Genomic DNA, 21,069 nt, shown 5'->3' with positions numbered 1-21,069 from the left:
CCCGAGCCGCTCGTCCCAAAGGGTGACTCGTCCAGGCGACGCCCCGGAGAGTCGTCGACACACGACCCCCCGGGGGCTTCGCCTCGCGCATGGGGCATGCTTCGCGTTCGGCCCGGATGCTTCACCTGGTTTTGCCAGGACGACCGTTATCGACCATCCGCTCCAGGTAAGTCCTCTCCTGATGGCAGGAGACAGCCGCATCAGGCGGAAAGTCGAAAATGATCACCTCGGTGACCGGATCCGCGGACTCGGCTTCGGCTCAGACCTGCCACTCGTCGCCGCGGAGCAACTCGATCGCACCGCCGTCGTGCCCGATCCCCGTGACGGTGACGTCGGGGCCGCCCACCATGAAGTCGACGTGCACACCGGAGATGTTGACCCCGGCCGCCTCAAGCCCGGCGGCGTCCCGCTCGCGCAGGTGCTCCGGCACGCCAGGAGGCAGGCCGGCACCCCAGGCCAGATGGCAGGTGGCGTTCTCGTCCAGCAGGGTCTCGAGAAAGGTGAGGCCCGATCGCCCGACCGGTGACGAGCCGTCGACCAGGGCCAGCTCGCCCAGACGGGCCGCGCCCGCGTCGGTCGCCTGGTGGGTGCGGACCACGTCGGCGCCGGCGCTCGCCCGCACCTCTGTCACCACCCCGCCGGTGAAGGTCAGCTCCAGGTCGCGAATGACGCTCCCGTTGAGCGCGAGTGGCCGCGTCGAACGGACGGTGCCCTCCACCCGGCGGTGGTCAGGGGTGGTGAACACCTCCTCCGTGGGGAGGTTGGCCTGGAAACGGTGCCCCCGCACGGATTCCAGGCGCGCCGCGGTCCAGTGCGCGTCCGGGAGCAGGCCGATGGTCAGGTCGGTGCCCGGCCCCTCGAACCGGACGGTGTCGAGCCGCATCCCGTTCAGCACCTCCGCGCGGCCCAGCAGCTCGGTGATCCGCTGCTCCCAGGCGGCGCGAGGATCGGGCCGGTCCAGGCGCAGTATCGGGCGCAGGTGCTGCCAGAGGCGGGTTTCGTCCGGTTCCCCGAAGACCGCGCGCGCCCATTCCGCGGTCGGGCAGGGGACCATCGCCCAGCGGACGAGGTTGCCGAGTTGCAGCCGCTGCCTCGACGTGAGGTGCGGCATGCGGTCCAGGCCCGCCCGTACCTGGTCCTGCCCGGCGAGGAGGTCCGGTGCCGCGACGCCGCGGATGTTGAGCAGGACGCCGCAGTGGCGGGCCAGCTCCTCGTTACGTGCGTCCAGCCAGGCCGGGACCTCGCTCAGCGTGGCCGCGTCCGCGTGCTGGACCCGGGATCGCTTCGCGTAGGGGTCGAAATACCAGATATCGGCATAGCGGGCACCTCGGGCGTATGCCGCCTCGGCCAGGGCACGTGCGAGCGGGGCGTGCTCGATCTCGGCGTTGATCAGCACCCGGTCACCGGCGACGACCGGTACGGCGACGTCGAAGACGACGTCGGCGTATCCGGCCAGCTCAGCGGCGGGAATGGTCATGGCTGTCTCCTTGGGGTGAGGTCCTGCGGGCCTTGCGAGAGCCGGAGAGGAACAGCAGCGGCGCCAGGGCCGGCACGCAGCCGGCGACGGCGAAGCCGTAGGCCAGGCCGGACGACTGCACGATGGCGCCCAGCGAGAGCGCGGCCGTCATGAACCCGAGATCGAAGAACGCCGTCGTGGTGGCCACCGCCGAGCCGCGCTGCGCGGCGGGCAGACCGGTCACCGCCATGGTGAGGAACGCGGGAAGCCCCAGCGCCTGCCCGGCGCCGATCACCGCCGCGGCGGCCAGCGCCCCGGGCACGGACGGCCAGGCGACGAGCAGGGCCAGCCCGGCCGCGGTGAACAGCAGCGCCGCGATCGCCGTCCCACGCGGGCCGATCCGGTTCGTCCATCGTTGGCCGCCGAGCCGCACGGCGAGCAACACGCCGCCGTAGACGATGAAGTGCGGGCCGCTGCCGCTCCCGCCCAGCGCGGCGACGTGCAGCGGGAGGAAGGCGCTGAAGGCGGTGTATCCCCACACCGACGCCCAGTACGCCAGCCCGGGACGCAGTCCCGCGCGATGCACGAGCGGCCCGGCCTTCCCCGCGCCGGCGGGATCGCCGGCGACGGCCGGGCCCGCGGGCAGGAACAGGCAGGCCACGAAGGCCGCGAGGGCGACGGCTCCCGACAGCGCCCATACGGCCCGCAGGCCGGCGACGGAATGACCGGCCTCGGCGAGCGCCGGTCCGGCGAGCAGACCGACGTTGACCGCGATGGAGAAGCGGTTGATCGCGGTGCCCGGACGGTCGTGATCGCCGGCCGCGGAGGCCAGGCCGACATAGGCCAGTGCCTCTCCCGCTCCCGCGACGGCCCGGCACGCCAGGAACAGCGGCAGCGACTCGGCCGTGAGCACGGCGAAGGAGGTGCTCGCCAGCAGCGCGGCGCCGGTGCAGGCCGCCGCTCTGCGGCCGCGCCGGTCGGCCAGCCGACCGGCCAGTGGACGGAAGAGCACGGCGCACCCGGCCGTGATCGCCAAGCAACCGCCGACCAGGCCCGGACCTTGCTCCAGCGGGCCGGTGACGTACCTGGGGATCGTGGGGATGAGCAGCCCGAGCGACAGGAAGCACGCTCCCGCGCACGCCAACAGCAGGCGGGTCATCGCACGTCGTCGAGTTCCAACAGGATCGCGGTCATGCTCACCTTGACCCGGTCGCCCGAGCGGGGCGGCCCGGCCTTGTCGTGGGCCAGCGCGACCGCCTGCTCGATCAGCCCGACGATCTCCTCCCACACGGCGCGATCCAGCCATACCTCGGCGTCCATGGACATGCGCTGCAGCCTGGTCTGGGCGAGGCGTCGTGCCAGGTCGGTGGTGAGCGCCTCGTGCAGGAGCTGCCGGCCGTTCGCGCGGTCCAGCCGCGCGGCGCTGGAGGGGTCGTAACGGTAGAGCCGGCGAGGTCTGCCCTTGCCGCCCGATGGCGGCAGCTCGTCCACCTTCTGCAAAAAGCCGGCCTCGGCCAGCTGGCGCAGGTGGTAGCTGGCGGAGGCGTGGGCGATGCCCAGCTCCTCCGCGACCTCGGTGGCCGACATGGACGCGCCGGTGAGCAGCGACACGATGCGGATCCGGAGCGGGTTCGCCAACGCGCGCAGCGGCACCAGCTCGTCACCGTTTTCCCAAGACATGTTGGGATTATGACATTTCCAACATGTCTTGGGAAAGGGGCGGCGGGCGCCACCTTGGCATCCCACTCGGTTCCTCTAATGTGGGCGCCCTTCGACCGGCGCTCCAGGGCATACCGGAGACGAGCCCGAATGATCAGCGGGCACGGTGGCCGTTTACCGCGCATCCCCTCTCCGTCGGACTCCTGTGAGATACGGACGCATGAGTCCTTTTGCGAAGCAGGGCGAGACGGGACGACCGAGACGGTGTCGCCGTGGCGCGTCATCGCCTGAGCTGTCCGGCGTTCTACCGGAGGGGCTGCGTCAGGTTGACCTTGTTTCCGTCAGGGTCGTGGATATGGGCCACACGTTCTCCCCACGGCATGTCGTTGGACGGGCCGAGCACTCGTCCGCCGACCGACTCGACCCGGTCCAGCAGGCCGTTGACGTCGTCGACCTTCACACTCAGCAGGATCCGCTGCGGGGCGGACAGGTCGGTCGCCGCCTCGCTGACCAGTCCGAGTTCCGAGTCACCCAACTTCAGGTTCACGAAGAACGCGGGTCCGTCGTCGGGGAAGCGGCTCACCTCCGTCGCCCCGAACAGGCGCTCGTAGAAGGCTCGCAGTCGACCCAGGTCGGATGTGACGATGATGGGCTGGACAGTCGCCATGGTTGTTCCTCCGGTTCGCGGTAAGTAGCCGTCCATGGAGATACGCCGTGGCGTCACGAAACTCATCGGTGTGCGGGAAACAATCGCGATGGCGGGAAAGACACCGCCGGAGCGCCAAAAAGCGGTATCAGCCGGTCGGTGTCCAGGTATGTGGTGATGCCGCTGATCAGACCCTCGGACACGTCCAGAAGAAGCAGCCCGAAGGGCACGTGAACGCCATCGGGGCCGGGTCTGGTCTGCCAGAACGCCGGCGAGCCGTTCGCCGCGGCCGGGACGAGGCGCGCGCCCGCGCAGGACGCGTTCGGGTCCAGCAGCGCCTGCTCGATCAGGTCACGGCCGCGAAGCCACCAGGTGAAGGGAGGCATCGACATCGTCGCGTCCTCGTGCAGCAGGGCGACGAGCACGGTGATGTCGTGACGCTCGAACGCGCTGCAGTAGCGGGCGAGCAGCTCGCGCTGGCCCGGGTCGGACGGCCGGAACGGCTCACCGGGCATGGCGTCGACCGTCCTGAGCGTCGACCTCGCCCGCTGCAGCGCGCTGGTCACCGACGCGGTGGTGGTCTCCAGGAGGTCAGCGACCTCCCCGCTCTTCCACCGCAACACGTCGCGCAGGATCAGCACCACCCTCTGCCGGGGCGGCAGGTGCTGCAACGCGGCGACGAACGCCAGCCGGATCGTCTCCCGCCGTACGGCCAACTCTTCCGGATCGCCGTCCATCGGCAGCACGAGAGCGTCCGGAACCGGCTGGACCCAGACCCGCTCCGACACCGGCTCGCCGATACTCGATCCGCCGTCCGCGGCCCGGCTGAGATCCGTGGCCAAGGCCCGGCGTTGCGTGCTGCGCAGCATGTCGAGGCAGATGTTGGTGGCGATGCTGTAAAGCCAGGTACGCAGTGACGCCCGTCGCTCGTCGTAGCGGTCGAACGCTCGCCAGGCACGCAGCAGCGTTTCCTGCACCGCGTCTTCGGCTTCGAAACCGGAGCCGAGCAGCCGGTAGCAGTAACCGGTCAGTTCGCCCCGGAACGGCTCCAGCCGGGAGCCTTCACCGGTCAGCGTCTCAGCCATTCCCCGACCATATGCGCCGCCACCGACACATCACGGGGGGAGACCGATGACTTTGTTGTTCGGCCGGGTAGGCCGGAAGCTTGGGATACTCCAGCGGGTGAGACGCCGTCGGCCGAACGGTCCGGCATGTCATCGCCCGAGCCGGGTAGCGCGCGTTCCCGACGACGTTCGTACGCCCGCTCACCGCCGCTCACCGCCGCTCACCGTCAGAGGAGCCGGATGATCCACCCTCATGTCGACTTATGATCTTTTCGTCTGATATTTGCACCATTGCCGGAAGAGCCGCCATGAACTACCCCCTCAGTCGACGGTCCGCCCTGCTCGGCGCCGCGACGGTGGCCGGTCTCGCCCTGTGGGACAGACCGGTCGAGGCGGCTGCCGGCACCGCCGCGTTCGACGACGCACGTGAGCGGTGGGTGAGCCTGATGGCCGGTGGGGCGGACGACTCCGCTCACACCGACAGCACCTATATCGACAGGGCGCGGGCGCTCGAAGGCTCGGCCAACGCGGTGCTGCGCAAGCTGAAACCCGCTCCCGGTCGCCCCAGCCTGTGGCCCGACCTGCCGCTCTCGGACCCCCGGACCGGCAATTTCAACCGCTCCTACAACCGCATGCGCACCCTCGCGCTCGCCTGGGCCACACCCGGCACCGCGATGCACCACGACGGCCAGGTCGCCCAGACCGCCGTCCAAGCATTGGACTTCCTGTACGAGCACGCGTACCACGAAGGGCTCGACCGGCGGGGCAGCAACTGGTACTGGTGGGAGATCGGCGTCCCCCGCGCGCTCACCGACACCTGCGCCCTGCTGTACGACGGCCTGCCCGCAGGTCGCCTCGATCGCTGGCTACGCCCCCTGCACCGCTGGTGCCCCGACCCTGAGCGCCGCGTCAGCCACCCCGGCGTCGTCGAGACCGGCGCCAACCGCGCGGGCAAGGCGATGGCGGTGGCGATGCGCGGAGTGCTCACCCACGACGCCCGCCTCGTCAGACGGGCGGGAAAGGCGGTCTCCGATCTGCTGCGGCCGACCAGGGGGCCGGGCGACGGCTTCTACCGCGACGGATCGTTCATCCAGCACGACGTGTACCCCTACACAGGCAGCTACGGCGTGGACTACCTGGAGAGCGTGGCCAAGCTGATCGCCATGCTCTCCAGATCGCCGTGGGAGATCACCGGAATCGACAACATTTACGACCTCGTGAACCGCACGTTCGTGCCGTTCGTCTTCGACGGGCTGATGATGGACTGCGTACGCGGCCGGCAGATCTCGGTGCAGGGCCACCGCGACCACCACTCGGGACACAAGGCGGTCGAGGCCGTCCTCACCCTGCTGGAAACGGCACCCGAACGCCACGCCCGCCGCTGGCGACCGCTCGTCAAAGGCTGGCTCACCCGCAACCAGGCCATCCCCTACGGCACGTACGCACCCCCGGCGAGCATCGCCAGAGCCACGGCCCTGCTCACCGACCCCGCGGTGCCGGTCGGTGAGCGCACGACGGGAACGTACGTCTTCGCCGACATGGACCGGGTCGTACACCGCCGCCCCACCTGGGCGTACGCGATCTCGATGAGCTCGCAGCGCATCGGCGCAGCCGAGGCCATCAACCGGGAGAACCTGCACGGCTGGTACACCGGCGACGGCATGACCTACCTCTACACCGGCGACCTCACCCACTGGAACGACGACCTGTGGCCCACGATCGACCCGTACCGGCTACCGGGAACGACGGTCGACACCCGCAGACGCGCCGACCTCCCGCACGACCACCGCCGTCTGCCCCCCACCCCGTGGGCGGGCGGCGTGGCCCTCGACGGCGAGTACGGCGTGGCCGCGATGAAACTGATCGCCGGAGGCTCCTCGCTACGAGCCAAGAAAGCGTGGTTCATGCTCGACGACGCGGTGATCGCCCTCGGCACCGGCATCACCGCCTCCGACGGCCGTCGCATCGAGACCATCGTGGAGAACCGCAACACCCACGACCGGCACCCAACACTGACCCGGGGCGACGGCTGGATCCACCTGCCCGGCGTGGCCGGCTACGCGCTCCTCGACGCCGCCGACGCGAAGGTGATCCGCAAGAAGCGCACCGGCCGCTGGCGCGACATCGACAAGGGCGCCACCACCGGAGGCGACACCACCCCTGTCACCAGGCACTACACGACGATCGTCATCGACCACGGCATCAACCCCCGCAAGGCGCGCTACGCCTACGCCGTGCTGCCCGACGCCTCCATCACGCAGATGGAGGCATATGCGGGGCGGGTCGAGATCCTCGCCAACTCTGGAGCGGTGCAGGCCATCTCACGCGACGGGGTGATCGCCGCCGTCTTCTGGCGCGCGGGGACCGTCGAGACTCAGGACGGGCCGCTCAGCGTGGACGGCCCCTGCACGCTGTTGGTGCGGCGGGTGGGGGAGCGGGTACGGCTCGCCGTGTCCGATCCGTCTCGGACTGCTGATGAGGTGAAGGTGACGTTGCCCTGGCGGGTGAAGTCGGTGAGGGAGAGCGATCGCAGTGTGCGGAAGGCCAGGGGTGCGCTGAAGGTGGAGGTGGGGGGGAGTCGCGGGCATGCGCACACTGCGGAGGTGCGCGTCTGACTCTTGGGCGAATCGCTCCAGGGCTGATGCGGTCTCCACTGATCCCGGAGCGGTTCACTGATGATGTACCCCAAGTTCGGTGGAGTCGGGGTACATCACCTCCATCAGACCCTGAGCTATTCACTTCATGGCCACAAGGAACTCCTTGGTCTCCGGATCTTCATGATCCGGCTTTCAAGGTGCCCGCACCTCGGAGAGGGCTCGTTGGGCCGACGAGATACAGATCCGCTATGCCCATGTAGGGGAAAATCTGCCAGTGTGCTGGCTGAATGGCCGGTCGGGGAACCAGAACCGGCCAAGTATTGGCTGTCTACTCTCGCGGTGGAGGTGTCGTTACCGGCATCTGGTGCGTATGCCAAGATCCGCTTGGGACATCGAGATCGAACATGATTATCGTGAGTCGAAGATAGGCTTGGCCTGGACCATTTCGTGGGCCGTACCTGGGGCGACTGGTACCACGTCCTTCTGGTCTCGGTCGCATACGCCTTTTGCACTCTAGGATGGCTCAACCCAAAAGCGCCGGTTGTGGTTTGATCACCTACCGGATCGTCGCCGAGCTTCAGTTGCTACTGGTTTGCTGGGTCGAGATCTCTCCCACTTGTCAGACATGTCCAGCTCGTTCCACCTAACCAGCCCTACAGGTTGGCTTGCGTTCAGCCCCCTTGTTCCTGCAGACAGGACTGTAGATCATGTTCTCCTGAACCCACCATTCATCTCGACAGCTGAGATGCGGCATCCAAAACAGGAGGCGGTACGTCACTATGAGAGGGTTCTGAGCGTACGAAGCAGAGGTAGTGAAAAGTTACGATATGTCAGCAGTAGTCGGAGATGAGTTGTCCGCCACGCCTGGTGTTGATTAACTCTCGACGTCTTCCAAGACTTTGTTTGCGCACTGCATCTGTAGCATTACCGTAAGTGAATAGAACGTTCGCGGGTCTACCCGGCTGGATTGCCGGGTAGACCCGTGGGACACAGTGACGCAGGCGCCCTCGTCCTGCCAGACATCATCGGGCGCAAGCATCACTCTCTAGGGCGCGGTCCTGTGATCTTCTCTCGCTACTGCGGGGGAGATCCAGGGCCGTCGTCGTCTCCGAAAATTACTTCCCAGACACGCTGGCCCAGTCCACGAAGGAAGCCGCAGCCAACGGCTGCGGCTATCGGGAGGATCCAGCGGCGAGGTTTCCCTCCATCCGGGTCTTCGGCATCGACGCGGCGGTGCTTGCCCATGAGTACCATCTCCCCTCGGTCATCGGTCCCCGCCGTTCGGGGACGGACAACGACCGGCTAGCTGACCTCTGGCTGAGGTCCGCTCCGACCCGGCCGCCCTTCGGGCGACCAGCTGGATCGCCCGATGCAAGGCGATGACCATGAGATGGTGAGGAACAGCCTAGCGACGCTATGCGACAGCCCATACCTCCTATGGATCGCCCTTTTTGGCGCGTCGTACGATTTGATCTTGGAGTGGGCTGGGGTCGTGTATGTGGAATACGTCACTACCTGCAGGGACAGGAGTGTTGCCTTCCAACACTCCTGTTGGCAAGAAGCCAGCCTCTTACCAAAAAATCTTGGTGTGCGTGTCGCGTTTCGGTATCAGGCGGTCTGTATGGGTTAGGGCTGGTCGGCCGACGCGCGTCTCTAGATCATTTAGTGACTGCTCTTGAAGTCGACAGTGCGCCTGGCGCGGTTAACGGAAATCCATCCGGTACATAACCCGTAGTCGATGTCTCGTGACCCTATGAGGAGGCGTTCGGCGATCTTCAAGCAAAAGACCTGCGGCGAAGAGGCTGCAGGTCGAGTGAGGGGCCACAAGGGCCGAAAGAGTGCCCCCGGCATGATTCGAACATGCGACACCCGCTTTAGGAGAGCGAGGGTAAAGCAGCCCGATAACCTGTGTTGACCTGCTTAAACGTCCGACATGGCTCATATTGCTTGCTTGATCATCCCGTGCATGTCCCACTACGGCATAACGTCACCTTGTAAAACGGGCGAGGATGTAGTCGAGACTGATGGCCCTTGCCTGGCAAGTGGAACCATAAGCCTCCAACGGGGCGGGTATACGTCGGCGACCCCCGCTACCCTCGCGTCATGGTTTCCCCTCGGATGACAAGGGTTATGGCCGAGCCCAACGATGCCGACCCCCTGTGGCAGACCGATAAGCAGCGTCGGTTACATGCCTTGCTGATGAGTTGTGCAGAGGCCTTCGACGCTGGTTGCTATACCGAGCCCGATCGCAAATATCGCCATAGCGACCCTGCACGTCGGCCTGCATTGTTGTACGGCGTGGGCTTGGGGAGGACGAGTTCCGCGCCTTCCTGCGCGCCCTGCAAGCAGGCCTGGTCGAGGTCGGACCGGATGGAAGCTTCTTCAGTTTTGGCGCGCGGGCCTGCTCGCCGAATCTTCACCTGATCGGCCGCAACGGCGATCATGTCAAGTTGCACGCCGAGGTCCTGATCCACGTCGGCGCCTATGCCGAAGTCGTCCTGGACCATGGCTGGGTGCCCGAGAGGCTCATCTTCGACCGACTCTTCAGCGGTGCTGCCCTGGGCCTCTGGGGTATGACGGGGCGCTGGGCGCCGGTGATCCACAGGCCGGGGATGTCATATTCGCCGCCGAGGCCAAGGCCCGCCAAGATGGCAGTGACGGGCTGACCGCCTTGCTGCGTTCGCTGCAATTGCTCGCCGTCGACCCAACCCACCTGCCTCGCATAAGGGCCATACCCCCAAGTGGCGCGGCCTGGTCAGGCTGACCACCCACCCCCCGATCCAGCTGCTGCTTGTCGCCAACGGAGCCCGCTGGTGGTTCACCGCACAGGCGGCCGACGGCACGGTCAAGCTGGTTCCGCAGTAGCTACTGCACTGCCCGAGCTTGATGTCGATGCCTCAACTCCTGATCCGTAGCACGCTCGGCGCTGCCCCAGGGTGACACAAACGCCTGCTCAGAAGCGATGTCCGACGTCGAAGTTCCACAGCTGTCTGTGGTCGGCGGGTGTTGTGTTAGCACTGCGTTAGCAAGATCAATTGGCGCCAACCCCGCTCTGCTGCGCACTCGACAATCATTCTGCTGTTCATATCAGTAAGCAAGCCACCGCTAGACCTGCCAGGCCAGCCCTCCCGAGCATCCCTAGATCGGAACTACGTTTGTCTCAATTGCCCGAATAGAGCGTACAGATAGTCGAAAACGGTTTCATAACACCACGCTCTCTTCTGGTATCGGTGGCCATCCCCTGCTGTTAGATATGCTCAGGCAGGGTAAAGAAGTTGCTGGATACACAACCCTCTGTCACGGTTCGAAGGGGGATGTGGTGGCGACTCAAACAACCCCTCAGGGGAGCAAGCGGTCCGTGTTCTTGCACTCGTCCGCCGGCCCATCCCGCGGAATCCCCGATTGGTTCACGGCGTGGCTCCGCTTGGGTGTCACGACGGCCAAGGGGTCGCTCGAATCTGCTCAGCGGCAAACTGTTGTAGCCGTCTCAGTCACAACGCGGCTCCAGGGCGCAGCAGCCATCGCCCTCGGGTACGTCTGCCAACGCTACACCCAGCGTAACTGCAAGCCTCTGACAGCCGACTGGTCAATCCCTCTCAGTGATGTCACGCCTGGAACTCGGATCTGGGTGAGGGTCCCGAGTCGGGTCATCGTGGGGAACTACCTCACCGGCTTACCGGACCGCCTCTATTTGAATACCCCCAAGACGGGAGCGTTCCAGACCCGGTTGGTGAAGGAGGTCAGGACGCCTCCTCCTGGGGTGTTGACAGTCGGCGCGACAACCTATTCCGACACGGAGACCGCCTTCGTGAAGTCTCTACTGCCCAGCGCAGACCCAGAGGAGTTCCTCTCGTCGTGGGATTGGGGGCTCATGCTTGTGGGGTCGCCTGAGCGCATCTACAGTGACTTAACCGAGCAAATTTCGACGCCGAACGGTCTCCGGTTCGGCCCTATGAGTTCGATCGTCAGGCCGATCGAACTTACGGCCCCCGTGGGTTGGCGCAGTTCGGTCATGTCCTCTCGGGCGGAGACACCCCCCTGGGAGGCGTTTCCCACCTCGCCTCACTTAGTAATCCTCAACGGGGCCTATGCCACGAGCCGGTGGCTCTCTGAATGCCCCGCCCCTGTAGTCATCGCCATCCTGGAGCGAACCGAGCCGGGCGTGGATGCGGCGGTTGCCACTTTGATGCAGGAGCGTGCCTACGCAACACCTGTCCGCGACCATGAACTTGCTTGGAACGCACCAGCGAGCTGCGAGGTCCTGGCATTCAGGAGGGCACTGTGAAGGGCATCGCCCTCGCCGACAGCTATTACCGCAGTGCCGAGGCAGCCCCGCAACGCGTTCATGTGGATGACGCTGCGGCGCACCAGTTTTCCCGGGAAGTCCGATCCCTGCTCAAGGCACTCCAGGACGAACTCGACTCGCCAGCCTGGGAATCCCTATCACGTCTCGCCAACGCCGCTCGATGGCGAGGGCTCTACGACCCTGTGCCCTTCTCCAGTGCGGCGTCCACCACCGCTCCGCTGCTCAGAGAACTCGTATGCGCCGCCGAAGCACTTCGCATTGGCGCTCCCGGCCACCTGCTGCCATTACTCAACTCCTTGCGGACGGCAGCGGAAGCGTACGAGTCCGGAGGCAATGAATTATTCGGATCCGCAGTGATGAGCACGTTGGAGGAGGTGGGCCCTACCAGCGCCTGCTTGATTGCAAGGAATCGTCGCACTGCCCTCGCGCTCGCGGACTGGCTGCGATCTCGGCACGGTGCAGCACCTCCTGTCTTCTTGCCTGCCGAATATGCCCGCCACGAACCACTCCATCTCGCTGTCGTCTGCGGGCCGAGTTTCGTCTTCCCTCCTCAGCTATTCACGACGCCCCGAGCCATGGCGGTCCGGCTTGTGCACCATCGCTGGATTCGCGACGAGGAGAAGATCCCAGGGCTTTTCGGCCAATTCGCCGCGATAACGCTAACAACGCGGATCCAGGAGCCCGTGCGCTCAACGGTGGGCTGGCAACCGTGGAGCGGCACTCCAGCCGCCGAGCTCAAGGTCACTCCTGATTGGGAAACCGTTCTGGCTTCAGCCCCCTGGACTCCGGCCAAGGATACCGAGAAGGTGCTTGCCCGCCTTGCCGTACTCAGCGGGAAGCATGCGATCTGGCTCCCAGCTGAGGGGGAACGCATCCGAGGCCTGGATCCCGCTGCGCCCCCGGGGGAGCGCGTGACTTCCCTGCCCATGTCCTCTGTAACTCAAGGCACGATTCTCATCCTCCGTGCGGGGGTCAGTGAAGCCGCGACTACTCGGGGAGTGGCTTATGGGCTGCTCGGAAATACCAAGGGCGCTGAGGTCAGGCACCTGCAAGAGAATTGGAAGTGCCGGCTTCGGCGGCTACTTGACGATCAAGGGCCGACGGCGATCACGCGGCGGCTCGCCGTGCTCGGTGTCGAGGTTAACAACATCTCGCACTGGGCCCATGAGGGGCTCATCCAACCGCGAAAGGTCGAGGACTTCAAGGTCCTGTTGCGCATGCTCGGGATCGAGGATGTAACGACCTACATCGAGGCAGGCCGGGTGTTGCGCCGAGCCGTTGTCACGGCCGGACACCGCCTCATGGAAGCATTAGAAAACAAGGCCAACAGCTGCGATCTGCATCAGCTAGAAGCTGGTGGCGTGATCGAACTTCATTTGGATGACGTTCCCGGTGCCGCCCCAATGACCGCTTACCAGGTCCTGGCACTTCGGGAGGAACCGACTGCGATCGCCCTCCGCGATTGCCGCAGACCTTTCGCGACACGAGGAGTGGAATGGCTCGAATGATCCCCCCGGTGATTGATCGAGGCGCGCCGCCTGGTGAGCGGCGTCTCTTCGAGCGGCTCCGGAGTGATCCTGGGACAGACGGCTGGATCGTGCTGCATTCGCTGCACATCGCCCAGCACCGCAGGCAGGTGGAAGGCGAGGCGGATTTCGTCATCATCGTTCCCCGCCTGGGAGTCCTGTGCATGGAGGTCAAGTCTCATCGCACCGTCAGCCGTGACAGCTCGGGCACGTGGCATCTAGGAGCTCAGCAACCGACTAGTCGAAGCCCTTTCACACAAGCTGCCGAGGCCATGCATAGCCTGAGGGCCTTCCTCGGAAGGAGCAGGCGCGATCTTACGCACATTCCGTTCTGGTCAGCGGTCTGGTTCACAGACGCGAATGCGACAGCCGTACCGTCCTCGCCCGAATGGCACCGTTGGCAACTCCTTGATCGCGCCGATTTGATCCGCCATCCCGTCTCCAGGTCGCTGACTGCCGTCCTGGTTCAGGCACGTCGTCATATGTCGGCGACCAGGCCCAACTTTGACGCTGCGCGAAACGAGCCTACAGAAGCTCAGTGCGAGGAACTGGCCATGAAGCTCCGCCCGCGCTTCGAGCTGGCAATATCACCAGCCGGCGTACGGCGCCTGCGAGATGACGATCGTCTGACGTTTCTGCAAGAACAGTACGAGGCCCTTGACCTCATCGAGTCCGAGCCCCGGGTGCTGTTCGCAGGCGCAGCCGGCACAGGTAAAACCTTCCTGGCGCTCGAAGCTGCCCGGCGAGCCAGCCTCCAGGGGCGGTCGGCGCGAGTGCTCTGTTTCAACCAACTACTGGGCAGATGGCTGGCCGACCAGCTTCGGAATTCCCCGGGTGTGCGTGCCGGGACCCTCCACCGCGCAATGCTTGACTTGGCCCACGTGCAGGTACCCGGAGACAATCCGGGTGCGGGCTGGTGGCAGGAGGAACTGCCCGATCTCGCGCTCGAGGCGTTGTTTGAGCGAACCGATCCCGTCGATGTCCTGATCGTCGACGAGGCCCAGGACCTCTGCGTACCCGGGTACTTGGATGTGCTCGACCTCATGGTCAAGGGCGGTCTGGCTGCGGGGAGATGGCTCATGTTCGGTGACTTCCAGCGGCAGGCGATCTATGGTCAAGGTGACGGGCGTACAGAGCTGAGCTCGCGCGGCCCATCGTTCTTTCAGCCGGTCCTGCACCACAATTGCCGCAATACTCCACGCATTGGCCAGGCGGCGGCGCAGCTCACCGGCTTGGGGAACGTCTACCGGAAGTTCCGGCGTCCCGACGACGGCATTGATGTTGAGTACTACAAGTACGGCTCGCCGTCCGAGCAGGAGACTAAGCTCGCCCGGGCACTTGATGCCCTGTACAAGGACCATTACCCACCCGAGCAGATTGTCGTGCTCTCCGCCCGCACTCAAGGCGCCGCCCATATCAGCACCTCACCCGCTCTACGCCAGCGGCTGAGCCCCTACCCCTCGGCCAAAACTGGCCAGACCGGATACTCGACCATTCATGCGTTCAAGGGGCTCGACGCGCCGGCCGTCATTGTGACTGACGTGGAGTCGGCTGAGGGGCCCGAAGCAGAGGCTCTGCTGTATGTGGCCTTAAGCAGGGGTTCCGATCGGCTCATTGTGCTCGCCAAGGATCAGGCGATGCGCCAGATGGCGCGCAATCTCGGCAGGGGGTACGTATAATGGCGGATTTCCTCGGCTCGCGAGCGCAGGTCCTCAACGACCTGAAGGCTGAGCTGGTCGGCCCCAAGCCGCTCGGGAAGGCACTGAATCTCTCGAAGATCATCAAGTTTGCATCGAAAGAAGAGGCTCGCGGTCCCTGGCGGGATGCCGCTACAGGCGAGGAAATTCTTCACGATTTCAGGCCACTTCGCCGGTACGGCACAGCCGTACTTGCTCCGGCAGGTGAGGAAGAGGCGCTGGAAGATTCACTGCCAGAATTTGGCACTGTTTCTGACGAGGTCCTCGAACCGCTGATCAGCGACCAGCTCGTCGAGAAGAGCCAGTCGGACATCTCAAAGATCAAGCAGGAGCTGGACGATGACCTGGATCTCTCCCTGGCGAACGCCCGGAAGCAGAGCACGATTGGTATCTCGGTCCACTGCCAGCTCCCTGACGCCGCGAAAATTGTCGTGACCGCATCATTCGGCCGATACAAGTCCTTCCAAGTGGACATCGCGGGTAAGGCTGTGGACCCCTGGTGGGTTCGAAGCCCGGTCTCGGTGAGGGCGGCGTTCAGCGCGAAGAGCCTGGCGCCCACGGGAGTTCGCCGCATGGTGTACCCCGACGAGGTAGCCGTGGAGGGTGCCGATGGCCTGGAAATCGCAGTGCGTGCCTACAGTCGGCGCATCGACGGCAATCACCTGATCACGCTCACGGTCACCAACCGCTCTTCCAGCCGGGGCGATCAAACATCGCTCTTTCAGGCAGAGTTCTCCGCCGTAGTGGAAGGCGAAGGAGTGTTCCTTCCCTACCCGGAGGAGCGTGGCCGCCGCGACCTGGATACCGAAGAGCAATCGATCGCGCTGCTCTACCGGCATCACCAGACCTTCGCGTTCGGCCATGGCTGCGCGGCGAACTGGGCTCGCGAGCCGGGCGAATCGACGACTCGGATCGATGCGGTTTGCCTGCCAACCTTCGAAACGCCGAGCATCACGCCGGTGATCCGCCGCGAGAACGGCACTGAGCTCGCTGTCGGCATGAAGGTGCTCGCTGCCCTAGAGCGGCGAGACGAGGCAGCATCCCAAGTAGAAGAGATCATCTGGCGCTATGAGCAGTGGATCACAGACCGCCGGGGGGAGGTTCCTGACCAGCACCGGCTCGCTGCAGAGTCTCACCTTTGCCAATGCGAGGCGGCTCTCGCTCGCATGCGCCGCGGCTGGGAGCTCATCTGTACGGATAAGCAGATCGCCACCGCCTTTCGTCTCGCCAACCAAGCCATGGCTGACCAGCAGGCAAGGTCAAGCGTCTCCCCCAGGGAGACCTTGCTCGATGGGCAAGGATTTATCAGCGTTGAGGGAGACCCCCCCACGGGTGAACTGCCTCCCGGACGCGGAGACTGGCGTCCCTTCCAAATCGCCTTCTTCCTGGCCGTTGTCGAGTCAATCGCTTTCCCCCAGAGCGATGACCGGGACAACGTTGAGCTGATCTTCTTTCCTACAGGGGGAGGCAAAACCGAGGCTTATCTGGCCGTGGCTGCCTTCGCGATGTTCTTGCGGAGACTGCGAGATCCCGATGACGTCGGGACTGAGGTCATCATGAGGTACACGCTCCGGCTCCTGACCGCGCAACAGTTCCTCCGTGCAGCAGCTTTGATCTGCGCCATGGAACAACTCCGCGCTGGCCGTAGCGATCTGGGCGGCGAGCCGTACACCATCGGCATCTGGCTGGGCGGCGCAACGACACCGAACAGGCGCGACAAGGCCGTGGAGGCGTGGAAGGACATGGCCAAGGAGCCTGCCCAGGCGGCCAACAAATTTTTGTTGCTGCGCTGTCCATGGTGCGCGGCAAAGCTTGGGCCGACCGCCGAACAGATGAAGGCCCGTGGCAAACGGATTCGGCATTCGGTTATTCCCGGATACCGTTATCGCCGGAATCCTGACCGAATCACCCTGGAATGCCCTGATAATCGATGCTTCTTCCACCGAGGACTGCCCCTACTGGTCGTAGATGAGGACATCTATAAGAAGCCGCCCTCGATGGTGATCGGCACAGTGGACAAGTTCGCCATGATTCCGTGGCGGCCCCTGGCCCGGGCGCTCTTCGGGCGAGACGGGGCGGGGCGGCAGGTTGCCTCTCCTCCTGGTCTGATCATTCAAGATGAGTTTCACCTGATTTCTGGCCCACTCGGCTCAATGGTGGGTATGTACGAGGCGGTAGTCGAAGACCTCTGTACCGATCGCCGCGGGGCAGTTCCAGTCAAGCCAAAGATCATCGCTTCCACCGCCACTATTCGGCGATATACGCAGCAGGTGAAGGCAGTGTACGGTCGGGATCGGGTTGCTCTCTTCCCGCCATCCGGACTGACCGCCGAGGATTCCTTTTTCGCCGTATGGGCGCGAGACGAGCGAACCAAACAACTGCTCTCAGGTCGGCTCTATGTTGGGGTTCACGCACCAGGCTTGGGCTCGATCCAGAGTGTTCAGGTCCGGACAGCCGCAGCACTCCTCCAGTCCGCAGGATACCTGCCCGACGAGCAGAAGGATCCTTGGTGGACTTCCCTGTGGTTCTTCAACAGCCTTCGGGAACTTGGCAACACCTTGTCCCTGATCCAAGCGGACATCCCGGATTATCTCGTCGGCATCCGGCGACGCGAAGGAATCGAACAGGCGCGCTTCCCCCGGACCACCATGGAGCTCACGAGTCGTCGCCGGAACGACGAAATCCCGCGTGCGATCGACGAACTGGCCGCCGACTTCGCCACCGGGAAAGCCATCGACATCTGCCTAGCGTCCAACATCATCGAAGTCGGCGTTGACATCGACCGGCTCTCTCTCATGGCCGTCGTCGGCCAGCCCAAGACCACCTCTCAGTACATCCAGGTCACCGGCCGCGTCGGCCGCCGATGGCAGGAACGTCCTGGTCTGGTGGTCACGCTGTATGGTGCCGCCAAGCCGCGCGACCGCTCCCACTACGAACGTTTCCGCAGCTACCACGAACGCCTCTACGCCCAGGTGGAGCCAACCAGTGTCACGCCCTTCGCCCGTCCGGTCCTGAGGCGAGCACTCCGCGGAGCACTAGTCGCGCACGTCCGGACGACCGGATCCGTGGATCTGCCATCGTGGCCTCTTCCTCACGACGAGGCTGATGTTGCAGCTGGCGTCCTGCTCGCCAGGGCCGAGCTGGTCGATCCCGACGAGCTCGATGCCGTCGAACGCGAGGTCACCCAAGCGCTCCAGGAATGGGACGACTGGGACCGCGCGGAATGGGAGGCGAACCCGGTAACGGGCGACCCACTCAACGGTCTGATGCGGTACGCCGGCATGGCCGAGAGCAGCGGCAAGCCTTCCTGGCCGGTGCCCACGTCCATGCGCAACGTGGACGCAGAGTGCCGTGTTGCGATCACCGATGCCTTCAACACCTCTGGGAAGGTCTCATGACCAGCGGCAATATTCGCCGAGCTCAGCTCATCTCCCCGTTCGGAGTGGGCGCGATGACTGTGATGGTGGACGGCACTTCCGTCATCACCGCTGGGCTCGACCACTGGTTCGAAGGCGAGGACGTTGACGTAAGCGAGTTCAGGATCGACGAATGGCGCCTGCAGAAGCGGCTGCGCGTTAGCCACTTCCGGCTGCCACCGGACTACCGGCCCCGGGTCCCGGGAATGCCCAGTACTCCCAACCTCCTGCTCACGATTCCCTTCCTCCGGTTCCCGAGCTGGAGCTTCTGCCCGTACTGCAAGCGATTGGAGGAGCAGCCACTCGCTTACCACGGAAAGCCCTGCTGCCCGGATAAGCAGCATCAGGCGGGCGGTAAGCCCGCCACCAGGGGACCCGCAATGTCTCAGGTTCCCTTCGTGGTGATCTGCGAGAAGGGACATGTCGGTAACTTTCCCTGGCGGGAGTGGGTTCATCGCAGCACCCAGCCGTCCTGCCGTGGAGGTCTCCGCCTGAAGGCCGTGGGTACCGGTTCCCTATCCGGACAGCTCGTCGTGTGCGAAGGATGCGGCAAGGTCCGCACCCTGGAAGGAGTTACTACGGCTACCAAGGTGGATGGTGAGGCGTCGACCATCCTCAGCAGTCAACTCGAAAAGGGCGCCGATTACGCCTGCGAAGGATGGCGGCCGTGGCTTGGCGGAGCATCCCAGCCATGTGGTCATCCTTTGCGGGGCAGCCTGCGGGGCGCATCTAATGTCTACTTTCCACTGGTAGAGAGCTCCATCTACCTTCCGCAGAGTGCGAGCACTGTACCGCCTACGCTCTTGGAGATCCTCAACCGCCCGAACTTCGTGACTGCGATGAATCTCGCACGGAAGACCGGGGAAGTGACCGTGGTAACCGTTCGCATGATCGATGAATACGATGTACTCAAGCCGTATACAGACGTCCAGATCCAGCAAGCCCTTGATGAGGCCTACGGCGGCGTAATGGCGGAGGAGGTTTACGACCTCGATGAGCTCACCCCAACGGAATGGCGGCGTCCTGAGTTCGCCATGCTCCGCAACGAGATCGACCATCCAAATCTTGTAGTGAACTCCGCGGCCGTGCCCTACGACCATGCCGTAAGGGATAACTTTTCACGTGTACGGCTGGTGGAATCGCTGCGCGAGACTCGCGCCCTATGGGGCTTCACCCGATTGGTCTCTTCCGGCCTCAAGCTCAAGGAAGGCAAGAGCAGGCTCTGGAAGAACCAGCCCTCCCCCGAACGAGACTGGCTTCCGGCCTATACCGTCTCCGGAGAGGGCATCTACTTTGAACTCGACGAAGAGCGCCTGCGTGCATGGGAGGGGCGTAATGAAGTCCAGAACAGGGCAAACCGCATCGCGGAGCGATACCTCGGCCTTCCCGCCGATCGTCTGCTCACTCCTAAGGAGATTACCCCGCGTTTCCTCCTGATCCACACCATCGCCCATCTGCTCATCAACCAACTGATCTTCGAGTGTGGTTACAGCACCGCCTCACTCCGGGAACGGCTATATGTCTCCGACGAGCGCGACGCGCCGATGGCGGGAATGCTGGTCTATACGGCTGCCGGAGACGCCGAAGGCACCATGGGCGGATTGGTTCGGATGGGCAAGCCGGGGTATTTGGAGCGTGCTTGGGCGGCGGCTATAGCGAACGCCGAATGGTGCTCGACCGATCCAATCTGCATGGAAGCCGGTGAAGGTGGTCAGGGGCCGGATTCCTGCAACCTCGCTGCATGCCACGCGTGCGCTCTTCTGCCAGAGACTGCTTGCGAGGAGTTCAACAGATTCCTTGACCGTGGACTCGTCGTCGGCTCGCTGACGGAACCCAAACTCGGGTTTTTCAGCTGAGATGGAGGCTGGCGTCACCAGCCTCCACTTTTCCGACGTCTGCAGGTGACGGGTCTGTCCAGGGGCATTGTTCTTGCAGGCCTGGCTTTCATCGATCGCGCCACACGATGGATGCGAAGTCCGTGATCGTCGCGGACCTCAGTTCATCGGACGGACAAGATCATTCCGCGTATTCCCCTGCGCGATGCGACTGTTTAATAAGCATTCGGATGATCATACTCGCTGCTGTAGCACCGCGAAGCGACGTGTGGTTCATGCGCGTGATCATGTTCAGCCTGATTGTCCGTTCCGCATGACTTCATCGATGATGCGAGTGGCCGCTTCCGATGGATCTTCGTGTTCCCATACACGAATGACACGCCACCCTGCTTGATACAGGTGCTCGTTGGTGGCTATGTCGCGAGCGACGTTCTTGGCCAGCTTCTCTGACCACCACGTGTCGTTCGAGGCAGAACGGGTGGCGTGCTCAGGACAGGAGTGCCAGAAACACCCGTCTATGAACACCGCGACCTTCGTTCGTGTGAAGGCGATGTCGATGGTCCGCCGTTTCATGCCAGGTATTGGCCAGGCCACTCGATACCGCAGCCCGCGGGCGTGCAGCAGCTTCCGCACGGCGAGCTCAGGGGCAGTGTCCCTCCGACGTTGCCTGCTCATCCGTGCCGACACGCCGACCGAGCTGGGAAGAGGAATGGTAGCCACGCCATAACGGTATAGCTCATCCACGGTTCAAGGCGCCACTGATGCCCCGTGTTCCAGACGCGTTTGTCTGCACTCTTCGACATGCCGACCTCTCGAAGGGGGCGGAGGCATGTAGTCAATCAAAGCGACTCCACGAAAATCGGGATA

General features: G+C 64.4%; 13 protein-coding genes. 6 read left to right on the top strand and 7 right to left on the bottom strand.

The features are described from left to right. Positions 1-259 precede the first annotated feature (259 nt). The 5 genes from ACIBH4_RS06575 to ACIBH4_RS06555 all read right to left on the bottom strand — a co-directional run bounded on the left by ACIBH4_RS06575 (position 260) and on the right by ACIBH4_RS06555 (position 4,846). Entirely contained in the window at positions 260-1,477 is a 1,218-nt protein-coding gene (locus ACIBH4_RS06575; RefSeq protein WP_362764404.1) for an aminopeptidase, read from the bottom strand. After that, positions 1,458-2,615, bottom strand: a complete 1,158-nt coding sequence (locus tag ACIBH4_RS06570; protein ID WP_362764407.1) for an MFS transporter — start codon at positions 2,613-2,615, stop codon at positions 1,458-1,460. The genes ACIBH4_RS06575 and ACIBH4_RS06570 overlap by 20 nt, the downstream gene beginning before the upstream one ends. Continuing rightward, positions 2,612-3,136, bottom strand: a complete 525-nt coding sequence (locus tag ACIBH4_RS06565) for a winged helix-turn-helix domain-containing protein (protein ID WP_362764410.1) — start codon at positions 3,134-3,136, stop codon at positions 2,612-2,614. The genes ACIBH4_RS06570 and ACIBH4_RS06565 overlap by 4 nt, the downstream gene beginning before the upstream one ends. Before the next feature lie 283 nt (positions 3,137-3,419). Further along, on the bottom strand, positions 3,420-3,782 hold the full coding sequence (locus tag ACIBH4_RS06560) for a VOC family protein (RefSeq protein WP_362764413.1): 363 nt from the start codon (positions 3,780-3,782) through the stop codon (positions 3,420-3,422). Positions 3,783-3,844: 62 nt separating this feature from the next. After that, positions 3,845-4,846 (bottom strand): sigma-70 family RNA polymerase sigma factor, encoded by a 1,002-nt coding sequence (locus ACIBH4_RS06555; protein WP_362764415.1) that lies wholly within the window; start codon positions 4,844-4,846, stop codon positions 3,845-3,847. A gap of 287 nt (positions 4,847-5,133) precedes the next feature. Between ACIBH4_RS06555 and ACIBH4_RS06550 the strand changes: the two genes are divergently transcribed. Continuing rightward, on the top strand, positions 5,134-7,440 hold the full coding sequence (locus ACIBH4_RS06550) for a polysaccharide lyase 8 family protein (RefSeq protein ID WP_362764418.1): 2,307 nt from the start codon (positions 5,134-5,136) through the stop codon (positions 7,438-7,440). A gap of 2,213 nt (positions 7,441-9,653) precedes the next feature. On the opposite strand, the gene ACIBH4_RS06545 is transcribed toward ACIBH4_RS06550, so the two are convergent. Further along, on the bottom strand, positions 9,654-9,929 hold the full coding sequence (locus ACIBH4_RS06545) for a hypothetical protein (protein WP_362764421.1): 276 nt from the start codon (positions 9,927-9,929) through the stop codon (positions 9,654-9,656). 1,145 nt (positions 9,930-11,074) lie between these two features. Here ACIBH4_RS06545 and ACIBH4_RS06540 point away from each other — a divergent pair. Genes ACIBH4_RS06540 through ACIBH4_RS06520 form a run of 5 tightly spaced genes read left to right on the top strand, consistent with a single transcriptional unit; the run spans position 11,075 to position 20,223 of the window. Next, positions 11,075-11,707 (top strand): hypothetical protein, encoded by a 633-nt coding sequence (locus ACIBH4_RS06540; protein ID WP_362764423.1) that lies wholly within the window; start codon positions 11,075-11,077, stop codon positions 11,705-11,707. Beyond that, a complete protein-coding gene (locus ACIBH4_RS06535) occupies positions 11,704-13,236 on the top strand; it encodes a hypothetical protein (RefSeq protein WP_362764425.1) in 1,533 nt (510 codons plus the stop codon). The genes ACIBH4_RS06540 and ACIBH4_RS06535 overlap by 4 nt, the downstream gene beginning before the upstream one ends. Then, complete coding sequence (locus tag ACIBH4_RS06530) at positions 13,224-14,933, top strand: NERD domain-containing protein (RefSeq protein ID WP_362764428.1); 1,710 nt, start codon at positions 13,224-13,226, stop codon at positions 14,931-14,933. Before ACIBH4_RS06535 ends, ACIBH4_RS06530 begins: the two co-directional genes overlap by 13 nt. Then, positions 14,933-18,349 (top strand): helicase-related protein, encoded by a 3,417-nt coding sequence (locus tag ACIBH4_RS06525; RefSeq protein ID WP_362764431.1) that lies wholly within the window; start codon positions 14,933-14,935, stop codon positions 18,347-18,349. Before ACIBH4_RS06530 ends, ACIBH4_RS06525 begins: the two co-directional genes overlap by 1 nt. Then, positions 18,346-20,223 (top strand): DUF1998 domain-containing protein, encoded by a 1,878-nt coding sequence (locus ACIBH4_RS06520; protein ID WP_362764434.1) that lies wholly within the window; start codon positions 18,346-18,348, stop codon positions 20,221-20,223. The genes ACIBH4_RS06525 and ACIBH4_RS06520 overlap by 4 nt, the downstream gene beginning before the upstream one ends. Before the next feature lie 270 nt (positions 20,224-20,493). Here ACIBH4_RS06520 and ACIBH4_RS06515 read toward each other — a convergent pair whose 3' ends face one another. Continuing rightward, positions 20,494-20,877 carry a very short patch repair endonuclease gene (locus tag ACIBH4_RS06515; RefSeq protein WP_362764546.1) on the bottom strand — a complete coding sequence of 128 codons (384 nt, stop codon included), beginning with the start codon at positions 20,875-20,877 and terminating at the stop codon, positions 20,494-20,496. Positions 20,878-21,069: the final 192 nt, after the last annotated feature.

It is taken from the genome of Streptosporangium sp. NPDC050284 (genome assembly GCF_044459525.1).
In the GTDB taxonomy this organism is placed as follows: Bacteria; Actinomycetota; Actinomycetes; order Streptosporangiales; family Streptosporangiaceae; genus Streptosporangium.
This window is presented reverse-complemented; position numbering and strand designations above follow the sequence as displayed.

Coding starts and splice junctions, on each gene's coding strand:
- ACIBH4_RS06575 (WP_362764404.1), bottom strand. CDS start 1,477: ATGACCATTCCCGCCGCTGAGCTGGCCGGATACGCCGACGTCGTCTTC.
- ACIBH4_RS06570 (WP_362764407.1), bottom strand. CDS start 2,615: ATGACCCGCCTGCTGTTGGCGTGCGCGGGAGCGTGCTTCCTGTCGCTC.
- ACIBH4_RS06565 (WP_362764410.1), bottom strand. CDS start 3,136: ATGTCTTGGGAAAACGGTGACGAGCTGGTGCCGCTGCGCGCGTTGGCG.
- ACIBH4_RS06560 (WP_362764413.1), bottom strand. CDS start 3,782: ATGGCGACTGTCCAGCCCATCATCGTCACATCCGACCTGGGTCGACTG.
- ACIBH4_RS06555 (WP_362764415.1), bottom strand. CDS start 4,846: ATGGCTGAGACGCTGACCGGTGAAGGCTCCCGGCTGGAGCCGTTCCGG.
- ACIBH4_RS06550 (WP_362764418.1), top strand. CDS start 5,134: ATGAACTACCCCCTCAGTCGACGGTCCGCCCTGCTCGGCGCCGCGACG.
- ACIBH4_RS06545 (WP_362764421.1), bottom strand. CDS start 9,929: ATGGTCCAGGACGACTTCGGCATAGGCGCCGACGTGGATCAGGACCTC.
- ACIBH4_RS06530 (WP_362764428.1), top strand. CDS start 13,224: ATGGCTCGAATGATCCCCCCGGTGATTGATCGAGGCGCGCCGCCTGGT.
- ACIBH4_RS06525 (WP_362764431.1), top strand. CDS start 14,933: ATGGCGGATTTCCTCGGCTCGCGAGCGCAGGTCCTCAACGACCTGAAG.
- ACIBH4_RS06520 (WP_362764434.1), top strand. CDS start 18,346: ATGACCAGCGGCAATATTCGCCGAGCTCAGCTCATCTCCCCGTTCGGA.
- ACIBH4_RS06515 (WP_362764546.1), bottom strand. CDS start 20,877: ATGAGCAGGCAACGTCGGAGGGACACTGCCCCTGAGCTCGCCGTGCGG.